Origin of the sequence: Mesorhizobium sp. M0491, assembly GCF_040321265.1 — a bacterium.
In the GTDB taxonomy this organism is placed as follows: domain Bacteria; phylum Pseudomonadota; class Alphaproteobacteria; order Rhizobiales; family Rhizobiaceae; genus Mesorhizobium.
This window is the reverse complement of sequence record NZ_JAMYRE010000059.1, coordinates 1-1,514: the sequence shown is the minus strand read 5'-3', so window position 1 is coordinate 1,514 and position 1,514 is coordinate 1. Positions and strand designations below refer to the sequence as shown.

The window sequence follows — 1,514 nt, the reverse complement described above, 5'->3', positions numbered from 1 at the left end:
GTCGCCAGCGGCGAGCCGCCCTCGTTCGTGAGGCGTATATAGTCGCCACACTCGACAACTGTCAACACACATCGACAATGTTTTTTCGATTTCTCGCAGAGATATCCACCGGGCCGAAATTCATGAGTTGGCTTGGCTGAATTGTGGGCGGCGTTCTAGCGCCTACCATTCCTGTGATGCGTCCCGAGCTCGAGGCGCTGATGTGTGCCATCGCACCCGCCGCGCCTGGAGGACTGCACAGCAATTCTCCACCGAAGCGCCGTTTAGAGCCGGTCCTCGAGCAATTCCGGTGTGATGTTCCGGTCGGCGTAAAAGATGCCCAGGATCAGGACCCGCCTGCCCCCGACGGCAAAGGCAATGCTGACGCCGCGGTAGCCAACAATCCGCAACCCAGGCATGATCTCGACCCGCTCGGTGCCCGCCGTGGAAACGTCGACAGGTCGAGACAATGGTCGCGGATACCCGCAATGAAATTCCAGGCGATCGCCGGCGACGCACGTCCGGCTATGTCATCGTAGAGTTGCTCCAGCTCGGCTTCTGCCTTGGGGTGGAAGACAATCCGATACTCCACCCCGACTTGGCTTTCGCCTGCTTGGCGCGATGACGCGCCTCCAGCCGGGAGAAAACCGTTTCGGCAGGGATGCCCTTCGATGAATCCTGCCGGAGTTCAGCAGGCGCCCCGGTATCTCGTCGCGCAGCCATTTCTCCCGCTCCGCCTCGAAATCCTCAAGCATGCGCAGGCCCGCGCGGACAACCTCGCTGGCATTACTGTAGCGGCCTGATTCGAGCTGCTTCCTGATGGAGCTCTCGTAATGGTCATTCAAAGCGCAATTTGGCATTGGCACCGCCCTGCGGGAACATGGGAGTGATCCCGAACCTGGATAGATGTCAGCTATTAGCAAAATTGGCTGATTCGACCATGCCACGCCTTGCGCCACTCATCCCCAGAGAATCACCCTTCACTTGATTCGACTTGATCGAGGCGTCGCTTCAACGCCCCGGGCCGTTCGGCCAACGGCACTTGCGGCTATTGCGGCGTGACACACCCAACGGCCGGCGCGATCGAGAATCCACATGCAGGTCGATTCGCGGTCCTCAGTCATTGTCATGGCCGAGGGTGGCCACAAAAGCCGGCTGAATAGAACGCCACCCCGACCCAATTCATTTCGTATTTGATTGCAAGTCATCACCGACATCACTGACCGATGCCTGACAAGAGGATCGGATGCTTCCTCTTTTTTGCCTCCGATTCGGTTGATCCGGTCATGGCGGCGGCTGGGCACTTCACTGCCAGTCCCCCTAAACGCAAACGGCCCGCGGCTGCGGGCTGTTTTGAATTAGGTTTTGTCGAGAGGCTTGTTTTGTTGTCGTAGCTTGTCGGCTGAGGCCTCTTTGTGCGCCGAGGAGTGCCGCGCTTGCAGGCACCATTGTCCCCCGAATGCGAACGGCCCGCTGGCTGGTGCCTGGGGGACTGTTGTTTGGTGCAGATTGGTTTGCGGGGGACGGGATTGGGT

General features: G+C 59.4%; 2 pseudogenes. Both read right to left on the bottom strand.

Features of this window, described 5'->3' with window-relative positions:
* Positions 1-263 precede the first annotated feature (263 nt).
* Positions 264-571, bottom strand: a pseudogene (locus tag NKI69_RS33455) (type II toxin-antitoxin system RelE/ParE family toxin).
* Between the two features lie 5 nt (positions 572-576).
* Positions 577-839 (bottom strand): annotated as a pseudogene (locus tag NKI69_RS33450) (type II toxin-antitoxin system ParD family antitoxin); the annotation flags it as partial.
* Between the last annotated feature and the right edge of the window lie 675 nt (positions 840-1,514).